The organism is Mesorhizobium sp. P2_D5 (assembly GCF_056404355.1).
Genome location: NZ_JBFUEE010000003.1, coordinates 203188 through 224668, shown reverse-complemented (window position 1 = coordinate 224668; position 21481 = coordinate 203188). Strand labels below are relative to the sequence as shown.

General features: G+C 63.2%; 19 protein-coding genes. 13 read left to right on the top strand and 6 right to left on the bottom strand.

What is annotated here, in order from left to right; translation table 11 throughout:
- Window positions 1-42: 42 nt before the first annotated feature.
- The 6 genes from AC1DYW_RS14220 to AC1DYW_RS14195 all read right to left on the bottom strand — a co-directional run bounded on the left by AC1DYW_RS14220 (window position 43) and on the right by AC1DYW_RS14195 (window position 7832).
- On the bottom strand, window positions 43-1773 hold the full coding sequence (locus tag AC1DYW_RS14220) for an ABC transporter substrate-binding protein (RefSeq protein WP_477226632.1): 1731 nt from the start codon (window positions 1771-1773) through the stop codon (window positions 43-45).
- Window positions 1774-2083: 310 nt separating this feature from the next.
- A complete protein-coding gene (locus AC1DYW_RS14215) occupies window positions 2084-2971 on the bottom strand; it encodes an ABC transporter permease (RefSeq protein WP_477226631.1) in 888 nt (295 codons plus the stop codon).
- Window positions 2968-3927, bottom strand: coding sequence for an ABC transporter permease (locus tag AC1DYW_RS14210; RefSeq protein ID WP_477226630.1), 960 nt, complete (start codon window positions 3925-3927; stop codon window positions 2968-2970). Before AC1DYW_RS14210 ends, AC1DYW_RS14215 begins: the two co-directional genes overlap by 4 nt.
- 76 nt (window positions 3928-4003) lie before the next feature.
- On the bottom strand, window positions 4004-5641 hold the full coding sequence (locus AC1DYW_RS14205) for an ABC transporter substrate-binding protein (protein WP_477226629.1): 1638 nt from the start codon (window positions 5639-5641) through the stop codon (window positions 4004-4006).
- A gap of 40 nt (window positions 5642-5681) precedes the next feature.
- Window positions 5682-6458 (bottom strand): DUF427 domain-containing protein, encoded by a 777-nt coding sequence (locus tag AC1DYW_RS14200; RefSeq protein ID WP_477226628.1) that lies wholly within the window; start codon window positions 6456-6458, stop codon window positions 5682-5684.
- A gap of 15 nt (window positions 6459-6473) precedes the next feature.
- Entirely contained in the window at window positions 6474-7832 is a 1359-nt protein-coding gene (locus AC1DYW_RS14195; protein WP_477226627.1) for an LLM class flavin-dependent oxidoreductase, read from the bottom strand.
- A 193-nt stretch (window positions 7833-8025) separates the two neighbouring features.
- Here AC1DYW_RS14195 and AC1DYW_RS14190 point away from each other — a divergent pair, with 193 nt between their 5' ends.
- From AC1DYW_RS14190 to AC1DYW_RS14130, 13 genes are all read left to right on the top strand, one after another.
- The gene (locus AC1DYW_RS14190) at window positions 8026-9834 is read left to right on the top strand and encodes a dipeptide ABC transporter ATP-binding protein (RefSeq protein WP_477226626.1); all 1809 of its coding nucleotides are present in this window, start codon (window positions 8026-8028) and stop codon (window positions 9832-9834) included.
- 161 nt (window positions 9835-9995) lie between these two features.
- Window positions 9996-10361, top strand: coding sequence for a hypothetical protein (locus tag AC1DYW_RS14185; RefSeq protein ID WP_477226625.1), 366 nt, complete (start codon window positions 9996-9998; stop codon window positions 10359-10361).
- Between the two features lie 211 nt (window positions 10362-10572).
- Entirely contained in the window at window positions 10573-11919 is a 1347-nt protein-coding gene (locus tag AC1DYW_RS14180) for a multicopper oxidase family protein (protein ID WP_477226624.1), read from the top strand.
- A 28-nt stretch (window positions 11920-11947) separates the two neighbouring features.
- A complete protein-coding gene (locus AC1DYW_RS14175) occupies window positions 11948-12388 on the top strand; it encodes a DUF411 domain-containing protein (RefSeq protein WP_477226623.1) in 441 nt (146 codons plus the stop codon).
- A gap of 40 nt (window positions 12389-12428) precedes the next feature.
- Window positions 12429-12869, top strand: a complete 441-nt coding sequence (locus AC1DYW_RS14170; RefSeq protein ID WP_477226622.1) for a DUF411 domain-containing protein — start codon at window positions 12429-12431, stop codon at window positions 12867-12869.
- 171 nt (window positions 12870-13040) lie between these two features.
- Window positions 13041-13463 (top strand): hypothetical protein, encoded by a 423-nt coding sequence (locus AC1DYW_RS14165; protein ID WP_477226621.1) that lies wholly within the window; start codon window positions 13041-13043, stop codon window positions 13461-13463.
- Between the two features lie 297 nt (window positions 13464-13760).
- Window positions 13761-15623, top strand: a complete 1863-nt coding sequence (locus AC1DYW_RS14160) for an ABC transporter ATP-binding protein (protein WP_477226620.1) — start codon at window positions 13761-13763, stop codon at window positions 15621-15623.
- The gene (locus AC1DYW_RS14155) at window positions 15623-17515 is read left to right on the top strand and encodes an ABC transporter ATP-binding protein (protein ID WP_477226619.1); all 1893 of its coding nucleotides are present in this window, start codon (window positions 15623-15625) and stop codon (window positions 17513-17515) included. The genes AC1DYW_RS14160 and AC1DYW_RS14155 overlap by 1 nt, the downstream gene beginning before the upstream one ends.
- Before the next feature lie 111 nt (window positions 17516-17626).
- Window positions 17627-17887: a hypothetical protein gene (locus AC1DYW_RS14150; protein WP_477226618.1), complete on the top strand. Its 261-nt coding sequence runs from the start codon at window positions 17627-17629 to the stop codon at window positions 17885-17887.
- A 95-nt stretch (window positions 17888-17982) separates the two neighbouring features.
- Complete coding sequence (locus tag AC1DYW_RS14145) at window positions 17983-18675, top strand: helix-turn-helix domain-containing protein (protein ID WP_457150706.1); 693 nt, start codon at window positions 17983-17985, stop codon at window positions 18673-18675.
- Window positions 18676-18678: 3 nt separating this feature from the next.
- Entirely contained in the window at window positions 18679-19761 is a 1083-nt protein-coding gene (locus AC1DYW_RS14140; RefSeq protein ID WP_477226617.1) for an extracellular solute-binding protein, read from the top strand.
- Between the two features lie 26 nt (window positions 19762-19787).
- A complete protein-coding gene (locus AC1DYW_RS14135) occupies window positions 19788-20696 on the top strand; it encodes an ABC transporter permease (protein WP_477226616.1) in 909 nt (302 codons plus the stop codon).
- Window positions 20693-21481 (top strand): ABC transporter permease, encoded by a 789-nt coding sequence (locus AC1DYW_RS14130; RefSeq protein ID WP_477226615.1) that lies wholly within the window; start codon window positions 20693-20695, stop codon window positions 21479-21481. Before AC1DYW_RS14135 ends, AC1DYW_RS14130 begins: the two co-directional genes overlap by 4 nt.

Sequence of the window (21481 nt, the reverse complement as noted above, 5' to 3'; positions counted from 1 at the left end):
ACCCCTCTCCCCTCATGAGGGGAGAAGGGCATTACTTCAGACTTATTGTACCGGCTTCAGGCGCAGCAGATGCATCAACCGCATGCGGTTGTTGTCGTGGTTCTCCGGGTTCATCACCGGTTCGTCCTTGGTCACCCAGCCGGTGAAGCGCTTGGTCGAATACTGATACCAGGTCGGTCCGTTGAACACCGGCACCACCGGGAAATTGTCGGCGATGATCACCTGCACCTGGTCGAACAGCTTCTTGCGGTCTTCGTCGGTGGTCGCCTTGCGGTAGGCGTCGAACACCTTGTCCAGTTCCGGATCGGAGTAGCGCGACGGCGCACTGGTGATGCGCCCGGCAAAGGCCGTCGACAGCGACTGGTAGTAGCCGCGGAACGGCGTCGGTCCGTCGGCGCGGGAGTTCATCACCGCATCGAACGAGCCGTCGAGAATCTGCTTTTGCCACTGTTCGTATTCCGGTGTCGCCACCGAGGCGTTGATGCCCGCCTTGCGCAGGCCTTCTGTGGCGATCTGCACAGCGTCGATCCAGTCGGTCCAGCCATTGGGAACGATGATCGCGAAGGCGATCGGCTGGCCCTTCGGCGTGGTGCGCATGCCGTCGGCGCCCTTCTTGTAGCGGGCGTCGTCAAGCACCTTGTTGGCCTTGTCGACGTCGTAGGTCATCCACACATCCTTGTCGCCTTCGGCCGCCTTGTTGCGCCAGGCGTCGAAGCGCGGCGGCAGGCCGCTGGCGTGCAGGTTGACCACCGGATAGCCAAAGCCGGCAATGTCCACCATCGCCGTGCGGTCCATGACCAGGCTGAAAGCGTGACGGAAATTGATGTCGTTGAAGGCCTCGGCCAGCGCCGGATTGGCGGTCTTGAAGTTCACCTGGAAGGCGATGGTTTCCGCCGGCGGCTGCCAGTAGCCATTATGGTCCTTGTCGAGCGCGACATAGGTCTTGTCGATCTCGGGCAGGAACGAGCCGATCCAGTCCATCGAACCCTCCGGCAATAATGCCAGCATCTGGTCGTTGCCGGAGATCTGCGGCAGCTTCAGGCAGTCGACATGCAGCGAGGCGGCGTCCCAGTAATTCGGGTTGCGGCATTGCTCATAGACCTGCGGCGTGAAACGGCGGATCTCGGTCATCGGGCCCGAGCCGATCGGTTTCTCGTTCTTGAAGGCGAGCGGATCGGCCACATCCTTCCAGATGTGCTCGGGCACGACAGGGAAATCGGCCATCGATTCCGGGAAATGCGTGTCGACATCCTTCAGAGTGATCTTCACTTCGGTCGGCGAAGGCGCTTCGACCGAGGCGACGCTGCCGCCGACGCCTACAATGTCGACCGCCGGGTTCTTCAGCATCAGCTCGAGCGTGAATTTCATGTCGGCCGAGGTCAATGGCTGACCATCCGACCATTTGACGCCGTCGCGCAGCGTGTAGGTGATCGATTTCAGATCGTCGGAGAATTTGTAGCCCGTCGCCAGCCGGAAGATCGGCTTGCCGCTGTCATAGTCGTTGAAGATGACGAGCGGCTCGTAGGCGAAATCCATCGTGCTCTGGCGGCGCCCGCCAAGGTCGAAGGGGTTGAAGTTCTGCACCCAGCTCGTCTGCTCCTCGATGTGCATGGCGAGCACCGATTCGGCGGACGCCGGTCGCGCGCCGAAGGAGAAAGTCGTGGCGATGGTCGCGGCGACGAAAGCCGTGCCAATCAACAACCGCCGGCGTGAAACAGCCGTCGACGGGTCTTGCAGGGAACGCATATGCGGGTCTGGCAGCCTGTCAGTCATACTTCATCTCCCATTGTTGATCGGCATTTCCGCCTCTTCGGGCGAGTAACGTAAATCAATTTGATTTAATCCTAGGAGGTAAAGGGGGCCAGCGTCAACGGCTCTGTTCGGCCGTCCCCATGAAGCACGCTCCCGCCCTTGTCGAAACGTGCGGCAACGAGGGAAGGGTTTCGTCAGCGGAAGGACCTGGATCGCGATGCGGAGGGATCGCGTCGAGCCCTATTCCAGGTGTTCAATGCACCGGTGTCGCGGGACGATCATTGTGACGGGATGGTTTCCCTCTCCGCCGCCGGCGGAGAGGCATCAAAGCTCACACATCGCTATTTTCGAAGGCACCGATGCCTTGTGCGATGAGGTTGGTCGCCATCACCAGCGATACGATTGCCGCGGAATTGAAGACGACGACCCACCATTTGCCGCCGGTCAGGAAGCCGTAGCCGTCAGCAACGGCCAGTCCCCAGTCGGCGGAAGGCGGCTGGATGCCGAGGCCGAGAAAGCTCAGGGTGGCGATCGAGAAGAACGCGTAGCCCAGCCGGGTGACGAGCTCGATGAGGATCGTTTCCCGAACATTAGGCAGTATCTCCAGTAACATGATGGCGAGAGCACCCTCCCCGCCGAGCCGGGCGGCACTGACATAATCGCGCTGCTTCTGCTCGCGCACGGCGGCCCGAACGGTGCGCGCCACCAACGGCGCGTAGGCGATGGCGATCACCAGAACAACGGTCAGGTTCGATGGGCCGATTGCGACAAGTGTCATGGTCACGAGAACGATGAACGGAAACGCCATCAGCGTGTCGAGCAGCCGCGCCCCGATGGCATCGACCAGGCCATCGAAATAGCCGAGCACCAGACCGATGATGCTGCCGGCGGTGACACCGGCAAGCGTGGCGAGCGGCGCAACCAGCAGGATATCGCGCGATCCGACGACGATGCGGGACAGCACGTCGCGGCCGAGTTGGTCGGTGCCGAACCAATGCACGGCATCGGGCGGCGTCAGCATCGCCAGAAAATCCTCGGCATAGGGATCGTAGGGAACGAAGAGATTGCCGAACAGCGCGCACGCGATCCAGAACAGCAGCACCAGCGAACCGGCCACGACCGACGGAGGCAGTCCGGCAAAAGCACTGCCGATCCTGCGCGTCGCCGCCAAGCCGACCACCGCGCGCCGCGGTGCGGGAAACTCCGCCAGGTCTGTCATGATGATACCCTTCGGCGTTGTCGCGGATCGAGCAAGGCCAGCACGAGGTCGCCTGCCGCCGCCGACAGCACGAATATTGCCGCCATCACCAGCACACCGGCTTCAAGCATCGGGAAATCGCGTGCCTTGGCCGCATTCAGAACCAGATTGCCAAGGCCCTGGATACCGAACAGCGCTTCGATCACCACCAGCCCGCCAAGCATGTAGCCGGTCTGGGTCGCAAGCACCGCGATGGTCGGCGTCAGCGCATTGCGCAGCACATGTCGAAAAATGATCTCGCGCCGCTCGAGCCCTTTCAGGATGGCGGTGCGTGTATAGTCGGCGGCCACAGCCTCGATCACGCCTGCCCGCGTCATGCGGGCGATATAGCCGGCAAGGTTCAGCACCAGCGGCAGCGCCGGCAGGATCAAATAAAAGCCATTCGTCCAGAAGCCCGCGCCATCGGGTGCGACACCCGAGATCGGGAACCAGTTCAGCCACAGGCCGAAAACGATGAGCAGCATCAGGCCCGACACAAAGTCCGGGACAATGCCGAAGGAAACGCCCGCCATCACGATCAGCCGGTCGATGAAGCGGCCCGCATTGAGACCGGCGATGACGCCGGCGCCGACCCCTAGCGGAACAAGGAAAACCAGGATGATGCCGGCAAGCGCCGCGGAGCGCTTGAGGCTTTCCAGCACGAACGGCGCCACCGGTCCGCCCATCGACAGCGAGGTGCCGAAATCGCCGGTGAGCGCGTTGCTGAACCAACGCCAGTACTGGACGAGCACCGGCTGGTCGGCGCCGAGCCGCTTGTTCAGTTCCGCCACCGCTTGCGCATCGGCAAAAGGCCCGAGCATGACGCGGCCGACATCGCCGGGCAGAACCTGCCCGGCAAAGAAGACCAGAATGCTGACCAGCCATAGCGTGAGCAGAAGTGTGCCCGCGCGCGCCGACACGGTGCGGCCACTCAGCATCGCGTCCTGCTGCCTCGCCTTGAACCAGTCCCATTCCGATGGAATCGGAATGGGAAGCTATCTCCGCGCTCGAGCATCATGCCTGGACGAAGGTAACGCGGTCGAGCAGCAGGTGCGAGATCGCCGTGAAGCGCACACCCTCCACCTTGGTGCTGGTGATCCGGCTGTACTGCGAGAAATAGCTGATGATCGCCGGCGTTTCGTCAAGCAGGAGGGTCTGGATCTTGCCCGCGGCGAGGCGCTGGGCGTTGAGGTCGCGCGCTTTGGAGTAGTCGAGCAGCAGAGCATCGTAGGCCGGGTTCTTGAAATGCGCCGCGTTCCAGGCCCCCGAACTCTTCAGGGTCGCGTTGAGGAAGATGTCGGGCGTGCCGCGATGGCCGTAATCGGTGATGCCGAGGACCGAATCCAGCCAGGGCGAGCTGCCGAAGGTCGCCGAGCCGTAATAGGCGTCCTGCGGCAGGACATTGAGCTTGACGTCGATGCCGGCCTTCTTGGCGAAGTTCTGTATGATCACCGCATAGTCGGGAATGTCATAGGCCCGCTCGGTGGTCAGCGTCACCTCGAAGCCGTTCGGCACACCCGCCTCGCCCAGCAGCCGCTTGGCCTCGGCGATGTCCTGCTTGCGCTGCGGGACCGACGGGTCGGCGGAGGGGAAGATCGGCGCGAACGGGGTGTCGTTGCCGACGATGGCGCGGCCTTTCAGCAGCCCCTTCACGATCGCCTCGCGGTCGAGCGTAAGCGCCAGCGCGCGACGGATGCGCTTGTCGGTGAACGGCGCCTGGTCGGTCCGCAGGTGCACCTGGTCATGCGAGCTTGCCTGCACGCTCAGCAGCTTGAAGTTGGGATTGCCCTCGATCGCCAGCTCCAGCCGCGTCGTGCTCGGGATGACGTCGAGCTGGCCGGCCTGCAGCGCCAGCACCTGGGCCTGCTCATCGTCGAAGAACTTGATCTCGACGCGGTCGGGCAGCGCCTTGTCGCCCCAATAGTCTGGATTGCGCACGAAGCTCGCGCCCTGCTTGGGACGGAAGGATTCGAGCTTGAACGGGCCGGTGCCGTTGAAGGTCTTCTCGAAATCGCCGGCATAGTCGGCCGGCAGGATGACGGCATTGTAGACGTCGGAGGAGACATAGAAGGGGAAGTTGCTGTTGGGACCGTCGAGGTCGAAGGCGACGGTTTCGTCGTCGACCGGCTTGGCGCCGCCCTTGGACAGGATGCCCTTGTAGGCCGACAGCGCCGATGAGCCGCTGGCCGGATCGACAAGCCGCTCGAAGCTCGCCACCACGTCCTTGGCGGTGACCGCGCGGCCATCGTGGAATTTCACCCCTGGCCGCAATTTGAAGGTCCAGCGGCTGGCGGTCTCGTCGGCCTCCCAGGACAAAGCGAGCTTCGGCTGCAGCCCGTCCTTCGGATCGTCGAGGATCAAATATTCGCCGACCTGGCTGATCACCCCGATGCTGGCCGGATCGGTGACCGATACGGGATCGATCGCCTTGGTCGGCTGGCCGAGGCCGACGCGGACAATGCCGCCGGCAGCGGCTGATGCGCGCGCGCCTCCAAGTCCCTGCGACGCGGCAAAGCCTGTGAGGCCGAGCAGCGCTGCGTATTTCAGCAGATCGCGGCGCTTGAGAAAGCCGCCCTGATATTCGTCGACGGCGACATTCCATATGTCCCCCGACAGATTGCGAACGGCGTCGATATCTCTGTGTTTGGTCATGTTCTAAACCCCTGTCTGAAATGAAGATTGAAAAGATGCTCTATGCGACGGGTTCGCCGTCGAGATGGATGCGATCCACGGCCTGCGGGTAGAAGGCGACGAGGCCCTTGATCTTGGGCATCTCGGCGATCGGGTCGCCGTAGCTCCAAGCGATGTCCGGGCGCACCGAACCGTCGCTCAAGAGCCCGGACCAATAGGAAGCGATGCCCTTGTAAGGACATCGCGTCGTTGTGGCGGACGCCGTCAGCCGCTCCAGATTGATGTCATCCGGATGCAGGTAGAAGCGCGTCGGCAGATGCGTCTCGAACAGCAGTACCGGGCGGTGGCTGTCGGCGATCGGCTCACCGTCGAACCAGACCTGCACATGGCTCGTGCTTTGCAGCACATCGATGCGCGCATAGGGATCTCGGGCATGGACGAAGACCTCTTCGTCCTCCTCGAACCACTGGTCCACGAGCTTCCAGCTGAAGGCGATGCGACCGGCGAGCGGCGACAGGTCTTCACCCGGTGGCGACACGAACGACCAGGCCGCGTTGGCGCTTCGCCTGTCGCCGGTGTCGATATCCCAGTAGGCCGTCTCGCCACCGACCGCGTGCGGCTCGCGATGCAGCGAGGGCTTCAGCACCGACGCATCGACCGACGCCACCGGGAAGAAGTAGATCGGCAGGAAGTGGTTGGAGCGCAGCACCAGCACGTTGCGGCTGTCGGCGATGGTGCGGCCGTCGAATTTGACGCGCACGCGCTTGGGGCTGTGCAGGACATTGACGAGATGCGGCGCGGTCGCTTCGCGCGGCTGAAGTCTGGGTGCGGCGGTCATCTTCGGTCTCTGGGGTCAGGACACGGCGCGCGCATTGTCGCGCTGCTCGGCGAAGCGGTTGGCTGGCCGCGCCAGGCCGAAACGGTCGCGCAGCGTTCCCGGCGCGTATTCGGTCGGGAACACGCCGCGGCGCTGCAGCTCCGGCACCACCTGCTCGGCGAAATTCACCCAGTCCTCCGGCAGCAGCGGGAACATCAGGTTGAAACCATCGGCGGCACCCGAGACGTACCAATCCTGCAACTGGTCGGCGATCTGCGCCGGCGTGCCGGCCACGGTCGGCACCGAACCGCTGTTGGCCAGCTTGCGGGCAATCTCGCGCAGGCTGAGATTCTGCTTCGACCACTGCCGGACCCGGTTGAGCGACGTGCGTCCGCCATTGAAGGTGCTCTCGTCCGGCAGCGGCGGCAGCGGCCCGTCCGGCGGATAGGCGGAGAGATCGATACCGCTCCAGCTCGACAGAAGGTCAATGCCGACCTGGTCGGGAAGCAAGGTCTGCAGATACTCCTGCTTTTCCCGGCCTTCCGCCTCGGAGGCGGCAACGATCGGCAGGATGCCGGGCAGGATCTTGAAGCTCTCCGGCCGCCTGCCGTGACGGGCAAGACGCTCGTTGATGTCCTGGCGATACTTGATGCCGTCTTCCCTGGTGCTGAAGATGGCGAAATGCACATCGGCCTGGGCGGTGGCAAAGTTCTTGCCGTCCTCGGACGAGCCGGCCTGGACGATCAGCGGATGGCCCTGCGGTGGCCGCGAGACGTTGAGCGGTCCGCGCACCTTGAAGTGCTTTCCCTTGTGATCGATCGGGTGGACCTTGTCGGGATCGGCGAAATAGCCCGATGCCTTGTCGATCAGCAGCGCTTCGTCTTCCCAGCTGTCCCACAGCGCCTTGACGATATCGAGGAATTCGGCTGCGCGCTCATAGCGGAATGCATGTTCGATATTGCCGTCGCGGCCGAAGTTGCGTGCCTCCTCGTCCATGGCCGAGGTGACGACATTCCACGACGCCCTGCCCTTGCTGATATGGTCAAGCGAGGCGAAGATGCGCGCCACATTGTAGGGCTCGCTGTAGGAGCTCGACGCCGTGGTGATCAGGCCGATATGCCTGGTCACGCCGGCCAGCGCCGACAGCAGCGTCAGCGGCTCGAGCCGGGCATTGGCATAGTGGGCGACGCCGCTCTTGACCGAATCCCAGATCGACACGTGGTCGGCGACGAAGATGGTATCGATCTTGGCGCGCTCGGCCGTCTGTACGAGATCGCGGTAGAAGTCGAAGTCCAGCACCTCCCGGCCCGGCGCCCGCGGATGGCGCCACGACATCCGATGATCGCCCTGCGGGTTGAAGAAAAATGCGCTGAGGATCATGTGATCTCGAGCCATGCCGGCCTCCTTCCAAATCTGCTCTCCGGAGACCGTCGCGCTGCTTTGGCAGACGGCAACAATCTCTCGTGAGCGATGAAAGGTAGATTGCGCTCCGGCTTAATTCGAGTAATTTTATAGAGATTATGTATTGCCAAAGCGGAAGCGATTGCCCTCGATCGCCGCGCTGGAAGAAAGTAGTTTCAAGCTCCCAATGTCCTCCTCGGTTCTCAACGTCGATCAGCTTTGCATCGCCTATGACGGGCGCAACGGATCGCATCCAGCCGTCAGCGGCGTGTCGCTGCACATAGGCCAAGGCGAAGCGCTTGGCCTGGTCGGCGAGTCGGGATCGGGCAAAAGCTCGGTGGCGCTCGCCATCCTGCGCTATCTGCCGAAAAATGCCCGCATCGCGGCATCGGCGCTTGAGTTCCAGGGCCGAGAAATCCGCGACCTCTCCGCCGAGCAGCTTCGCCAGTTGCGGGGCAACCACATCGCGGCCGTCTATCAACACCCGGGCGCCGCCCTCAATCCAAGCATGACGATCGGCCGCCAGATCACCGAGACGATCATGCGGCATCGCCCGGTTCGCCACGACGAGGCACGCGCGCGCGCCGCCGAATTGCTCGGGCGCGTCAGGGTAAGCCGTCCGAACCGGGTGCTGGATCTCTATCCGCACGAATTGTCCGGCGGCATGCAGCAGCGCGCCAACATCGCCATCGCGATCGCGCTCGATCCGTCGCTGCTGGTGCTGGACGAGCCGACGACGGCGCTCGACGCCAGCGTGCAGTCGGAGATCATCGCCATCCTGCACGACCTGCGCAAGGATCACAAAACCAGCGTGCTTCTGATCAGCCACGACATCAACATGATCCGCCGCTCCTGCGATCGCGTGGCGGTGATGCAGTCGGGAACGGTGGTCGAGAGCGGGGTCGCCACTGATGTCTTCGACAACCCCCGCCACGCCTACACAAAGGCGCTCATCGCCTCGATCCCGGCCCTCAACTACACCAAGCGGGACGGCAGACTGGCCGAGACCGACGGACCCGGTCTGGCAGTGCACCCGACGCCCAACGATGAAGACGCCGGCGCGCGGAAAGAACGCCAGATCGCGATCGCCTGCAAGGGCATCAGCCATGCCTTCGGCAGCCAGCCAGTACTCAGCGATATCGACCTCGACATAGGCCAGGGCGAAACGTTCGGGCTGATCGGCGAATCCGGCTCCGGCAAGTCGACCTTGGCAAGGATCGTCACCGGCCTGCAGACGCCTGACGCCGGATCGGTCGAGCTGTTCGGCAGGACGGTCGCGCCACGCGTTGAGAAGAGAAAACTGGGCGACCGGCGCGATGTGCAGATGGTCTTCCAGTCGCCGGATCGCACACTGAACCCACGCCAGCGGATCGGCAGGATCCTCGGCCGTCCGCTGCGGCGGCTCGCCGGCCTGCGCCGCGGCGAGGTCAAAGCGCGCGTCAGCGAACTCTTGCAGTCGGTCCGCCTTGCCGGCGCGACGGCCGAGCAGAAATCGCGATCGCTGTCCGGCGGCCAGCGGCAACGGGCGGCCATCGCGCGGGCCTTCGCCGGCGTACCGAAGGTCGTCGTGCTCGACGAACCCACCTCGGCGCTCGACGTCTCCGTCCAGGCGACCGTTCTCAATCTGCTCAACGACCTGCAGCGCGACAAGGACACGACCTATCTGTTCATCAGCCACGACCTCAGGGTCGTGCGCTACATGGCCGACAGGATCGGCGTGCTCTATCGCGGCCGCCTGGTCGAAACCGGTTCATCCGACCAGATCTTCCAGGGCCCCAATCACCCCTACACGCAACTGCTCCTGGCCGCGTCCTCCGATGAGGCCGCGCCGAAACTGTCCGCTCCGGGGGAGATCGAGGCGGCCGGTACGCAGAGCAAGGGATGTTCCTTCGCCGACCGCTGCCCCCTGGTCGTGCCCGACTGCAGAAAGGCCGAACCGCCCGCCAGGCAGGTCGCACCCGGCCACCTGATCGCTTGCTGGCGGCAGGGTTCGTGAACGGATCGCCTGCAGCCCAACGGCTCGCAACGGCATCTTTCCGTTCAGGCTCAGTGCGCTGCCATCATTGTCGCAGGATTGGAATCCCGCTTGCAAATGCCGTCTGTTGAGGCCAGCCTAAAGGGATGATGGCACGCAGGTCGCCAAAACATGTCCTTGTCATGCTGCTCGCGGTGTTCTTGACCGCCGGGTTCAGCCTGTCTGCCGTCCAGGCGAGCGCCATGTCGGCGAAGATGATGACGACCGGCAGCGGCATGACCATGCCTGCCGATACCGGCATGGCCAAGATGGCCGACACCGCCATGAATGGCGACTGCAACGCGTGCATTAGAAGCGCCGGCGACACCGGCAAACCGATGCATTGTCCGCCGACCTGCATCGCACCGGTGCTTGCGGTGTTGCCTCCCGAGTTCGCGGCGATGACCCTGATCAGGGTACTGTTGCCGTCGGCGCTGCCGACACCGTTTCTTCACGGGCTAAGTTCCCTGCCCGACCCATTCCCTCCCAAATCCACCGATCTCGTCTGACGCAGTTTCAGCCATCTCGCGGGTGATTTCTGGCGTTTGATTGCCGCTGGCGCTTTGCGCCGGCGAGCACACTGCAATTCGACGTCGAGGCTCGGCGTCGATCGAGATCACAAAGGGCTTGAGAGTGAGCATCCATTTCAATCATTCCATTTCACGCCGCAGGTTTGTCCTTGCAGCGGCTGCGGCCACCCTGGTGCGACCCGCATCGTCAATGGCATTCGCCGTCGATGAGCGCCGCATCAGGGTCTCGCCGGGCCAGGCCAGGTTCACCGGCTCCAGCGGCCCGCTTACGCCTGTCTGGGCCTATGACGGGATGGTCCCCGGCCCGATGCTGCGCTTACGCCAGGGCCAGCCCGCCCGCATCATCGTCGAGAACGGGCTGAGCGAGGACACGACGGTGCACTGGCATGGCATCCGCCTGCAAAACGCCATGGACGGCGTGCCCGGGCTGACACAGCCACCGATCAAGCCGGGGACAAGCTTCGTCTATGAATTCACGCCGCCGGACGCCGGAACCTTCTGGTATCACCCGCATGCCAACAGTCTCGTGCAGCTCGGCCGTGGCCTTGCCGGCGCCATCATCGTCGAGGAGGCCGAGCCCGTCGCCGTCGACCGCGACCTCATGTGGCTGCTTCAGGACTGGCGGCTTACAGCGGATGGGCAGATGGCGCCCGGCTTCGGCAGCGCGATGGATGCGGCGATGTCCGGCCGTGTCGGCAACGTCATCACCGTCAACGGCACGGTGCCGGCCGACCAGAGCGTAACGGCGGGCGAACGCGTCAGGCTACGGCTCGCCAATGCCTCGCTTGCCCGCATCATGGCGCTGCGCTTCGAGGGTCACCGCCCGGTCATCGTCGCAATAGACGGCCAACCCTGCGATCCGCATGAACCGGAAGATGGCCGTCTTGTGCTTGCCCCGGCCATGCGCATCGACGTCGTGGTCGACATGCAGGGCGACCCGGGCAAGCGCTACGCGGTGGTCGACGAGTTCTATGACGGTCTCGCCTACACGCTGACCACTCTAGCCTATGACACTGCAACACCGCTGCGTGCCCATCCGCTCGATGCGCTTGTCGGCCTGCCCCGCAATCCTTTGCCCGAACCCGATCTCGCGAGAGCCGAGCGCCAGGAGATCGTCCTGCAAGGCGGCATGATGGGTGGCGGCAAGCTCGCCGGCGTCGGCGGCATGATGGGCATGGCGACACCCGGCATGAACGGTGGCGCTGCCTGGGCGATCAACGGCATGTCGATGACCGGCGATGGCCATGCCGGCATGGCGCCACAATTCACCTTGCCGCGCGGCGCAACCTGTCATCTCACCATGCGCAATGAAACCGCCTGGTGGCATCCCATGCATATCCATGGCTTCAGCATGCTGGTGCTCGCGCGCAACGGTTCGCCGGTGCCGCACCGACAGTGGCAGGACACGGTGCTGCTCGCCCCCAAAGACACGATCGAATGCGCCTTCGTCGCCGACAATCCCGGCGACTGGATGCTGCACTGCCATGTCGCCGACCATCAGATGGCCGGCCTCATGACGGTGTTTCGAGTTGGCTGAAATTGAACGCTACCCAAAGGAGACTGCAATGAAACTGACCTACCGCCTCGCCGCCCTTGCCGTCCTGACCGCAACGCCGCTGCCCGCATTCGCGGCGACAATCAATGCTGTGATGTACAAGAACCCAAGCTGCAGCTGCTGCGAGACCTATGCCGCCTATCTCGAAAAGAACCGCTTCAAGGTCGAGCTCAAGCCGTCCAACGACCTGGACCAGATAAGCGCCGGCCTTGGCGTTCCCGAGAAATTGCAGGGCTGCCATTCCGTGGTGATCGGCGATTACGTGGTCGATGGCTTCGTGCCGGTCGACCTTATCAAGAAGATGCTGGCGGAACATCCTGAAATCACAGGCATCGCTATGCCGGGCATGCCGATGGGTTCGCCGGGAATGGGCGGCGAGAAGACCGAGACCTGGACGATTTACGCCTTCACCAAGGATGGCAAGTCGCCAACCGTTTATGCGACCGAGTGACGGCCGACATCGACCTCATTTTCAATCAAGGAGACCTGCCATGAAACTGACTTACTCCCTCGCCGCCTTCGCGGTCGCGATCGCTATGCCGCTGCCCGCTGTCGCGGCGACCATCACCGCTGTGATGTACAAGAACCCGCAATGCAGCTGCTGTGAATCCTACGCCAGGTATCTGGAGCACAACGGCTTCAAGGTCGACATCAAGCCGGTCAACAACCTGTCCCAGATCAGCAGCGATGCGGGTGTGCCGGCCGACCTCGAAGGCTGCCACACGCTGATGGTCGACGGCTTTGTCGTCGACGGGCTGGTGCCGGTCGATATCGTCAAGAAACTGTTGACCGAACGGCCTGCCATCACCGGCATCACCTTGGCCGGCATGCCAACCGGCGCTCCCGGCATGGGTGGCGAGAAGGCTGGCCCTTTCATCGTCTACGCCTTCACCAAGGACGGCAAGGCGCCCACCGTATACGCGACCGACTGAAGGGCAACCGCGATGCCTGCCGATATGTCGGATTGCCCTGCCAGAACCGGAAGCCCGGAGTTCCTGCCACCGTGCTGGGCTTGGGAGCTTCCTCGCATACACGTACATTCGTTTGTGCTAATACATTGTGGTCACGCACATTCGTTCGTGACCAATATGTGGGAGGACGCGATGAAAACCCTGAATCGCAGGTCTGCAATTGCTCTCGGTGTGACGGCTGCCGCAGTATCACCTCTGTTCACCCTGGTAGCATCTGCAAAGACCAAGAAATATGGCCCGAAGGAAGGCAAGGAGATTGCTCCAGGCGTCAGGGTCGTGGAGGTCGGCACAGGAAACTCCGACATTCCAGCCTACAAGAGCATTTCAATTGTCGACGTCGTGTTTCAGCCTGGAGCACACGCTCCCGCGATGATGATGGACAATGACATGGTCTGCACGATTACCGCTGGTGCATTCACGATCAAGAAACAGGACAAGGAATTCAAGCTCGAGGAAGGCGGCATATACACATGCACTAAGGGCAAGACCGACGAGGCCACGAATACAAGCAAAGTGGTCGGCATACATCGTATCGCCGTTTTGATACCTGCCTAGGAGACCACATACGGCCGGACGGAAGGTTGCATGCTGTCCGGCCGGCGCTTGCGCATCGCCGGCTGTTGGCCTCGGCTAACGCCTTCGGCAAGGTGGGCAGACCTCCACGACTTGCCAGGCGTCTGCTGGTGCTGCCCGGCCATGCATTGCGCCGTCTGCTTGCTTTCGTTCAGGCACAGTGTGATGCCGTCATTGGCTCTTGAACGGCCAAGCCGGACCCGCGTAACATCACGCCATCTGAACTGAGTCTGCTCTATTCGTCCGGGCTAATGCCCGGATTGGGTTGGATATTTTCCTTTGAATACGCTAGCAATCGGCAGCGCGCCGGAGCGCGGCAAATCGTTTGCCCATGTGGCCGAAGCCTCCTGGGGCAAGGGCCTCAGCACCTTGCTCCGGATCGTGCGCATGACGCTGCGCCACCCCTGGCAGGTCGCCATCACCCTCGTCTCGACCTTCATCGCCGCGACGCTGCAGCTCTTCATTCCACGCCTTCTGGGACGCGCCATCGACCAGGCGCAGGGCGTCATGACTGCCGGAGCCGGTGCCGCGGCGGAGCACGCGCTGTGGAACACCGCTTTGACGCTGCTCGTGGTCAGCATCCTGCGCGGTCTCTTCACCATGGCGCAGAACTATTACGGCGAGGCCGTCGGCCATCGAACCGGCTATGAGCTTCGCCTGGCTTTCTACGAGAAGATCCAGCGCCTGAGCTTCTCCTACCACGACCGGGTCCACACCGGCGATCTGATCACGCTCGGCCTGCTCGATCTCGATGGCGTGCGCATGTTCTTTTCCACCGGCATCCTGCGCGTCGTCCTGCTCGGCGTGCTGATCGGCGTCGGCGCCTACCTCTTGATCAGCACCGACCTAGTGCTCGGGCTGTTGAGCCTGAGCTTCGTGCCGTTCGTCGCCTGGCGCTCCTCGGTCACCCAGTTGGCGTTGCGCAGCACCTGGCTGACCCTGCAGCAGCGCCTGTCGGTGCTGAGCCGGGTGATGGATGAGAATCTCGGCGGCATCCGTGTCGTACGAGCCTTTGCGGCGCAGCGGCATGAGCTCGAAAAATTCGACCGCGCTAAGCAGGATGCGCTGGACCTCGCCAACAAGCGCGTCGACATCCGTGTCGGCAACACCAGCGCCATGAACTTCTCGTTCCTCGCCGCCATGGGCCTGGTGCTTTGGTTTGGTGGGCAGAAGGTGATTGCGGGTCAAATCAGTGTCGGCACGCTGGCCCAGTTCCTCACCTTCATGACCATCCTGCAGATGCCGGTGCGCCAGCTCGGCCTCATGGTCAATTCCTTCGCGCGCGCCTCGACCTGCGGCACCCGGCTGTTCGAACTGCTCGATGCCGAACTGGACATCAAGGACGCGCCGGGCGCCAGGGACCTCGTCGTCACCGAGGGCGTGCTGCGCTTCGACAATGTCGGCTTCCGCTATGCGGGCGCGGGCGACCGACCGACGCTGTCCGGCATTTCCTTCGAGGCAAGGTCCGGCGAGACCATCGGCATCGTCGGCCCGCCCGGCAGCGGCAAGTCGACCATCGCGCATCTGATCCCGCGCTTCTACGACGTCACCTCGGGCAGCATCATCATCGATGGCCAGGACATCAGCAAGGTCACGCTGCAATCGCTGCGCAAGGCCGTCGGCGTCGTGCAGCAGGACGCGTTCCTGTTCACCACCTCGATCGAGAACAACATCGCCTATGGCAATCCCTGGGCACGCGAGACCCGCATCGGGCAGGCAGCCGAGTTCGCCCAGTTGCACAACTACATCATCGGACTTCCCGCCGGCTACACCACGGTCGTCGGCGAACGCGGCGCCTCGCTGTCCGGCGGCCAGCGACAGCGCCTGACCATCGCGCGCAGCCTGATGCTGCGGCCATCGGTGCTGGTCTTCGACGATTCCACCGCGGCCATCGACGCCGGCACCGAGCAGCGCATCCGGGCGGCGATGAAGCGCTTCGCAAAGGATCGCGTGACGCTGATCATTTCGCACCGGCTGAGTTCGCTCATGCATGCGGACCAGATCCTGTTTGTCGAGAACGGCCGCATCGTCGAGCGCGGCACGCATGAGCAGCTGCTGGCGCTCGGCGGACGCTATCGCGCGCTCTACGACCTGCAGCTGCGGCCGGACGACGATCGGCCCACGGCTCTGGGAGCCGCGTGATGTCGGCACAGAGCGACGACGAGAAGGAAGACACCAGCGGACGGCCGACAAAGGCAGTCGTCGGCTCGCACCGCGACGAGGAAGAGGTTTTCGGCAAGGCCTACGATCCGCGCATCGTGCGGCGTATCTGGAGCTTCGTGAAACCGTATCAGGGCCGGATTTTCATCTCGGTCGCCGCGGTGCTGGTGTTCACGCTGACGCAACTGGCGATCCCGCTGGTCATCCGCTACGCCATCGACCACGGCATGGCGACAGGCAGGCTCGACCAGTCGGTGATGATCTCTGCCATCGGCGCCTTCACGCTGATCATCCTCATCAACTATGCCGCCAGCCATGTGCAGGAAAGCGTCGTCGGCAAGGTTGCCGAGAACGTGCTGTCGGACCTGCGCCGCGCCATGTTCAGCCACCTGCAGCGGGTCTCTCTGAGCTTCATGGACAAGACCGAGGTCGGCCGGCTGATGTCGCGCCTGCAGGGCGACGTCAATTCGATGCAGGAATTCCTCGAAACGTCGGTGATGTCGGTGGGCGACATCGTACTCTTGTTCGGCATCGTCAGCGTCCTTTTGTGGCTGGATTTCCGGCTCGGCCTGCTGACGCTGTCGACCATGCCGGTGCTGTTCGTCGTGCGCCTGTTCTGGCTGCCGCGCGCCAAGGTCGCCTTCATGGCCGCGCACGAGACCAACTCGATCGCCAACGGCGCGCTGGCCGAAGGCATCCATGGCGTGCGCACGGTGCAGAGCCTCGAACGCCAGCACGTCAATTTCGACCTCTACGACGAGAAGGTGCTGGCCAATCTCAATGCCCACCTGACGTCGGCGAAATATGCGCAGGTGATGGTGCCGATCGTCGACACGCTGACGGGCATCGCCATGGCGACCGTCATCGTCGTCGGCGGTTCGATGGTGCTCTCGCACAGCCTCGACATCGGCGTCATGGTGGCGTTCCTGTTCTACATCCAGCGCTTCTTCGACCCGATCCGCTCGCTCACCATGCAGTACAGCGTCATGCAGCGCGCCATGGCTTCGGGGCAGCGCATCTCCGAAGTGCTCGACGTGCCGGTGGATGTCAGCGACAAGGATGGTGCCGTGGCGCTGTCGCGCGACATGGACGGCTCGGTCGAGTTCAGGAACGTCACCTTCGGCTACCGGCAGAACCTTCCGGTGCTGAAGAACATCTCCTTCCGCGTCAATCCCGGCGAGACCGTCGCGCTGGTCGGCCCGACCGGATCGGGCAAGTCGAGCTCGATGGCGCTGGTGCACCGCTTCTACGATGTCTGGTCAGGCCAGGTCCTGGTCGGCGGCCACGACGTGCGTGACCTGACCCAGGATTCGCTCGGCGATCAGGTGGCCATGGTGCTGCAGGAGCCGTTCCTGTTCTCCGGCTCGGTGCTGGAGAACATCCGCTATCACAAGACCGGCGCCAGCCGCGACGAGGTGGTCCGCGCCGCACAGGCCGTCGGCGCGCACGACTTCATCGAGAACTTGCCCGATGGCTACGACACCGAGCTCGAGCAGCGCGGCGGCAATCTCTCACTCGGCCAGCGCCAGTTGATCAGCTTTGCGCGGGCGCTGGTGGCCGACGCCAAGATCCTCGTCCTCGACGAGGCCACGGCCAGCATCGATTCCTACACCGAGATGCTGATCCAGAAGGCGCTGATAAAACTACTGGAAGGCCGCACCGGACTGGTCATCGCCCACCGGCTGGCCACCATTCGCGGCGCCGACCGCATCATCGTCCTGCAGAACGGCGAGATCGTCGAAAGCGGCAACCACGAACGGTTGATGGCACGAAAAGGGCTCTACGCCCGCCTCTACAACATGAACTACGCGTCCTTCGACGACATTTCGGAAGGCGAGCTGGAACTGGACGCGGCGGTCGGCAAGGCGACGTGACTGGGTTCGTCGAATGACGACAGCCGATTTTTTCGGCTTCGGGCCTTAACTTTCGCGGCGTGGATTTTACATCTTAGGGGGCTGGAGACGATCGAGCTTGAGGAGGCTCCCGTGCAGCAACCAGAAGACATCGCCGCCCGCCGATTGGGCATTCTCATCGAGCAATATGTGGAAGCGCGCAAAAAGCGCTACGACTATGTGTCGACCGAGCAGGCCTATCTGGCCATCCGGCAGATCCTCAAACCCGCCATTTCCGATCGCGAACTGGACAACATGGTCGCTTCGCTTGCCGTCAAGAACGGGCTGGCCGTCGTTTTCGATCGCCAAACCAAAGCGCCTTTCGACGATATTCCTCCACCGGCAAGGAGATAGATAGGCTGGCCCATCGGTGATTTTCAGGTGGCCAAGCGAATCCGCTTGCCACGAAGCCTCACTTAATTGCATGTTAAGTGAACACTGAGATCACCATGAAAACCGCTGCGGATCACGCACTCAACGACAACGCCGCAACCGGCGCGGAAGCCCGCCGCTCCACGGTGCTGGGCGATCGCATCAAGGCCTATCGCACCGCGCGACGCCTGACGCTGCGCCAGCTCGGCGACTTGATCGGCACCACCGCCAGTTTCCTGAGCCAACTCGAGCGCGGTCTTTCGGGAGCCAACACCAGCACGCTTATGCTGATCGCCAATGCGCTCGGCATCGGCCTCGCCGATCTTTTCGACGAGAGCGAAGTCTCGCCGCACGCGGTGCTGACACGCGCCGATCGACCGGCGCTGCCGACCAGCGAAGGCTATCGCAAGACGCTGCTGTCGCGCCGGCCAATCCGAGAGATGGAGGTCTATTGTGGCGAATTCGCCGTTGGCGGCTCGACCGGCGACGTGCCCTACACACATGGCAACGCGCACGAAATGTTTCTCGTGCTGCGCGGCCGGCTGCAGCTGACGTTGGGCGACGAGAGCTTCATCCTCGAAGAGGGCGACAGCATCGAATATTCGACCTCGACGCCGCACAGGACCATCAATGTCGGCGACACGGTGGCCGAAGTGCTGTGGATCATCGCACCGTCGACAAGCGGCGCCGTCGATCTCGACCAATATGTGGCCCGGAAATCACTCGCACCCGGACTGCCAAAATCAAACAGCGAGTCATCGGAGGGTTAAAAAATGGGAAGCAGATCAATAGTGTCCGGGCTTGTCGGCGCCGCCGCACTGGCCTTGATTGCAGCCGCCGCGGCTCATGCGCAGAGCGCGCCGCCGGCCGGCACCGTGGTGGACGGTTCGCTGAAAGGAAAGACGCTGACCTTCGTCTCCTATGGCGGCATCTACCAGGACGGCCAGGTCGCCGCCCTCAAGGAATTCGTCGACAAGAGCGGCGTCAAGCTGCTGAACGATGGCCCGACCGAAATCGCCAAGCTTCAGGCGCAGGTCGAGTCCGGCAATGTGACCTGGGATGTCGTCGATACCGACGACTTTCCGCCATTCGTGCATTGCGGCAAGCTGTTTCAAAAGCTCGACCTGACCAAGCTCGACGTTTCGCACATCCCGGCCGGACAGGTCGGCGAGTGCAGCGTGCCGGCGATGAACTACGGCACCGTACTGATGTACAAGAACGCGACCTACAAGGACAACCCGCCGAAGGACTGGAAGGATTTCTTCGACACCAAGAAATTCCCGGGCACCCGCGCCATCGACGGCAGCGGCAGCCCGATCGGCGGCCTGATCGAACAGGGCATTCTGGCCGACGGCGGCTCGGTCGACAACATGACGCCGGCCGACATCGACAAGGGCATTGCCAAGATCAAGGCCATCGGTCCGGACACGATCTTCTGGAAAACCGGCGCCGAGTCCCAGCAGTTGGCAGAGTCCGGCGAAGCCGACATGATCATCATGTGGACAGGCCGCGCCATGACGGCGGTCAAGAACGGCGCTGCCTATACGCCGGTGTGGAAGGACTGGCTGGTCGTCATGGATCAGCTGACCATCCCGGTCGGGGCCAAGGACACCGACGCCTCCTATGCGCTGATCAACGCCTATCTCGGCAAGAAGTCGCAGGAGGTCCTGACCGAGCAGACATCCTACTCGCCGATCAACACCGAGGCGCAGCCCAAGGTGGATGCTTCGGTCGCCGCCTTCCTGACCAACACGCCGGAACACGCCAAGCAGGGCTACCAGCAGAACATCAAGTTCTGGGTCGCCAATTTCGCCACCGCATCCGACAAGTGGACGGCGCTGATGGCCGGCAACTGAGCCGGCCGAGCGCCAAGGCGAAAAGCGTGAGCCAGACATCACATATTCTGGCGGCCGGGGGTGACAATCCCCGGCCGGCGGGTAGCGTGCAGGGGCCGCAACGGCGCCTGCGGCTCGCCGCCTATCCTTCGCTGCTGGCGATGCCGGCGCTGTTCTTGCTCATCGCGGCGATGGGCTATCCGCTGCTGACCGTCACGCTGCGCAGTTTCTCAGACCCCGCCTGGGGAATGCAGAACTACGTCTGGTTCTTTTCCACGCCGGTGAACGTCACCGTTCTGTGGCGCACCTTTTCCATCGCCGCCTGGGTCACCATCGTCTGCGTTATCGCCGCCTACCCCTACGCCTACCTGATGACGGCGGTTGGGCCGCGCATGCGGCTCGTCCTCATCCTGTGCGTGCTGGTGCCGTTCTGGGTCAGCGGCGTGGTGCGCACATTGGCCTGGGTCATCCTGCTGCAGGATTCCGGCATCATCAATTCCGTGGTCAGGCTGTTCGGCCTTGACACCGTGAAGCTGATCCGCACCCAGACCGGCGTGGTGATCGGTATGGCGCAGGTGCTGCTGCCGTTCATGATTCTGCCGCTCTATTCGGTCATGCGCGGCATCGACCTGCGCCTCGTGCAGGCGGCGCGCAGCCTCGGCGCGCGGCCTTCGCTGGCTTTCCTGCAGATCTATCTGCCGCTGTCGCTGCCCGGCGTATTCGCCGGCGCCATCATCGTCTTCATCCTGTCACTCGGCTTCTACATCACCCCGGCCCTGCTCGGCGGACCCCGCAGCACCATGCTGTCAACGCTGGTGCAGACCCAGGTGCTCAGCCTGCTCAACTGGGGCCGTGGCGGCGCCATGGGTGTCGTGCTCCTGGTGGCGACCTTCGTGCTTCTGGCGCTCGCCGCGCCGCTGATGCGCCAGCGCCACAAGCAGGCGTCCAGATCATGAGGCTGGCGCCGTTCCGCATTCTGCTCGGTCTGTTCTGCCTGCTTGTTGCCGTGTGGCTGGTAATGCCGACGCTGGTCATCATCCCGATGTCGTTCAACGAGAAGAAGTCGCTTGCCTTCCCGCCATCCGGCTTCTCATGGCAGTGGTACGAGAATTTCTTCACCAACCCCGACTGGCTGACCAGCTTCTTCAATTCGCTCAGGGTCGCGGGCCTCGTTGCCGTCGCCGCCACGCTGATCGGCACGCTGGCGGCACTCGGCCTCAGCCGCATGAAGCATTCCGGCGCCGGCCTGCTGCGCGCCATCCTGATCACACCGATGATCGTGCCCGGCGTGGTGCTGGCGATCGGCATCTATGCCGTCTATCTCGACTACCATCTCGTCGGCACCACCACCGGCTTCGTCATCGCGCACACGATGCTGGCGATTCCCTTCGTCATCATCGCCGTGTCGGCAAGCCTCGAAGTCTTCGACGTGCGGCTGGAGACGGCGGCGGCAAGCCTTGGCGCCGACCGCTTCACCGCATTCCGCACCGTGACCTTGCCGTTGATCGCGCCCGGCATCCTTTCGGGGCTGCTGTTTGCCTTCGTCACCTCCTTCGATGAAATCATCGTCGCGCTGTTCATCACCAGCCCCTATTTGAAGACCTTGCCCGTGCAGATCTTCACCAGCATCACCCGCGACGCCGACCCGACGGTGACGGCTGTCGGAACGATCATCTTCATTGCCACGACGCTGGTGATCAGTGCCGGGCTGATCATCAGCTCGAAATCGACGAGGACTTGA

Bases quoted from the DNA above. Each gene is read 5' to 3' on its own strand.
- AC1DYW_RS14140 (WP_477226617.1), top strand. From the start codon at position 18,679: ATGGGAAGCAGATCAATAGTGTCCGGGCTTGTCGGCGCCGCCGCACTG.
- AC1DYW_RS14185 (WP_477226625.1), top strand. From the start codon at position 9,996: ATGCTGCTCGCGGTGTTCTTGACCGCCGGGTTCAGCCTGTCTGCCGTC.
- AC1DYW_RS14190 (WP_477226626.1), top strand. From the start codon at position 8,026: ATGTCCTCCTCGGTTCTCAACGTCGATCAGCTTTGCATCGCCTATGAC.
- AC1DYW_RS14210 (WP_477226630.1), bottom strand. From the start codon at position 3,927: ATGCTGAGTGGCCGCACCGTGTCGGCGCGCGCGGGCACACTTCTGCTC.
- AC1DYW_RS14170 (WP_477226622.1), top strand. From the start codon at position 12,429: ATGAAACTGACTTACTCCCTCGCCGCCTTCGCGGTCGCGATCGCTATG.
- AC1DYW_RS14145 (WP_457150706.1), top strand. From the start codon at position 17,983: ATGAAAACCGCTGCGGATCACGCACTCAACGACAACGCCGCAACCGGC.
- AC1DYW_RS14180 (WP_477226624.1), top strand. From the start codon at position 10,573: ATGGCATTCGCCGTCGATGAGCGCCGCATCAGGGTCTCGCCGGGCCAG.
- AC1DYW_RS14155 (WP_477226619.1), top strand. From the start codon at position 15,623: ATGTCGGCACAGAGCGACGACGAGAAGGAAGACACCAGCGGACGGCCG.
- AC1DYW_RS14130 (WP_477226615.1), top strand. From the start codon at position 20,693: ATGAGGCTGGCGCCGTTCCGCATTCTGCTCGGTCTGTTCTGCCTGCTT.
- AC1DYW_RS14165 (WP_477226621.1), top strand. From the start codon at position 13,041: ATGAAAACCCTGAATCGCAGGTCTGCAATTGCTCTCGGTGTGACGGCT.
- AC1DYW_RS14220 (WP_477226632.1), bottom strand. From the start codon at position 1,773: ATGACTGACAGGCTGCCAGACCCGCATATGCGTTCCCTGCAAGACCCG.
- AC1DYW_RS14200 (WP_477226628.1), bottom strand. From the start codon at position 6,458: ATGACCGCCGCACCCAGACTTCAGCCGCGCGAAGCGACCGCGCCGCAT.
- AC1DYW_RS14215 (WP_477226631.1), bottom strand. From the start codon at position 2,971: ATGACAGACCTGGCGGAGTTTCCCGCACCGCGGCGCGCGGTGGTCGGC.
- AC1DYW_RS14205 (WP_477226629.1), bottom strand. From the start codon at position 5,641: ATGACCAAACACAGAGATATCGACGCCGTTCGCAATCTGTCGGGGGAC.
- AC1DYW_RS14175 (WP_477226623.1), top strand. From the start codon at position 11,948: ATGAAACTGACCTACCGCCTCGCCGCCCTTGCCGTCCTGACCGCAACG.
- AC1DYW_RS14195 (WP_477226627.1), bottom strand. From the start codon at position 7,832: ATGGCTCGAGATCACATGATCCTCAGCGCATTTTTCTTCAACCCGCAG.